General features: G+C 70.4%; 1 protein-coding gene. It reads left to right on the top strand.

Features of this window, described 5'->3' with window-relative positions:
• A partial coding sequence (locus EJ913_RS31195) for an NAD-glutamate dehydrogenase domain-containing protein (protein WP_148125321.1) occupies positions 1-1,380 on the top strand: 1,380 nt, incomplete at both ends.

The raw sequence follows: 1,380 nt of genomic DNA, 5'->3' as shown, positions 1-1,380 counted from the left end.
GGCGTCCACCTGCGCGGCGGCAAGGTCGCGCGCGGCGGCATCCGCTGGTCCGACCGCCGCGAGGACTTCCGCACCGAGATCCTCGGCCTGATGAAGGCCCAGATGGTCAAGAACACCGTCATCGTCCCGGTCGGCTCCAAGGGCGGCTTCGTCGTCAAGCGCCCGCCCCCGGCGTCCGCCGGCCGCGAGGCCGTCCAGGCCGAGGGCATCGAGTGCTACAAGCTGCTGATGCGCGGCCTGCTCGACCTCACCGACAACCTGTCGGCCGACGGCACGGTCATCCCGCCCAACGACGTGGTGCGCCACGACGGCGACGATCCCTATCTGGTCGTCGCCGCCGACAAGGGCACCGCGACCTTCTCCGACATCGCCAACGGCGTCTCGCTGGACCACGGCTTCTGGCTGGGCGACGCGTTCGCGTCCGGCGGCTCGGTCGGCTACGACCACAAGGCGATGGGCATCACCGCCAGAGGCGCCTGGGAATCGGTCAAGCGCCACTTCCGCGAGGCCGGCACCGACATCCAGACCACCGATTTCACCGTGGTCGGCGTCGGCGACATGTCGGGCGACGTCTTCGGCAACGGCATGCTGCTGTCCAAGCACATCCGCCTGCTCGCCGCCTTCGACCACCGCCACATCTTCCTCGACCCCGATCCCGACGCCGCCGTGAGCTGGGAGGAGCGCAACCGGCTGTTCGCCCTGCCGCGCTCCTCCTGGGCCGACTACGACCGCTCCAAGCTGTCCAAGGGCGCGCTGATCGTCGAGCGCAGCGTCAAGACGGTGGAGCTGACGCCGGAGGTCCGCGCCCGCTTCGGCATCGAGACGGCGCACATCGCCCCCATCGAGCTGATGCGCCGGCTGCTGACCGCCCAAGTCGATCTGCTGTGGTTCGGCGGCATCGGCACCTACGTCAAGGCGTCCACCGAGAGCAACGCCGAGGCCGGCGACAAGGCCAACGACGCCCTGCGCATCGACGGGCGCGACATCCGCGCCCAGGTCGTCGGCGAGGGTGCCAACCTGGGCGTGACCCAGCGCGGCCGCATCGAGGCGGCGCGCACGGGCGTGCGTCTGAACACCGACGCCATCGACAACTCGGCCGGTGTGGACACCTCCGACCACGAGGTGAACATCAAGGTCCTGCTGGGCGACGTGGTCGGCCGGGGCGACATGACCCTGAAACAGCGCGACCGGCTGCTGGCCGCGATGACGGACGAGGTCGGCTCGCTGGTGCTGGCCGACAACTACCGGCAGAGCCAGGCGCTGACCGTCGCGCAGGCGCAGGGTGCGGCCTTGCTGGAGGCGCAGGCGCGCTTCATCCGGGCCTTGGAGAAGGCCGGGCGGCTGAACCGCGCCATCGAGTATCTGCCGACCGAGGAGGAG

Origin of the sequence: Azospirillum doebereinerae, from assembly GCF_003989665.1 — a bacterium.
In the GTDB taxonomy this organism is placed as follows: Bacteria; Pseudomonadota; Alphaproteobacteria; order Azospirillales; family Azospirillaceae; genus Azospirillum; species Azospirillum doebereinerae.
The sequence above is the reverse complement of the archived record's forward strand: the minus strand, read 5'-3'. Positions and strand labels throughout refer to the sequence as shown.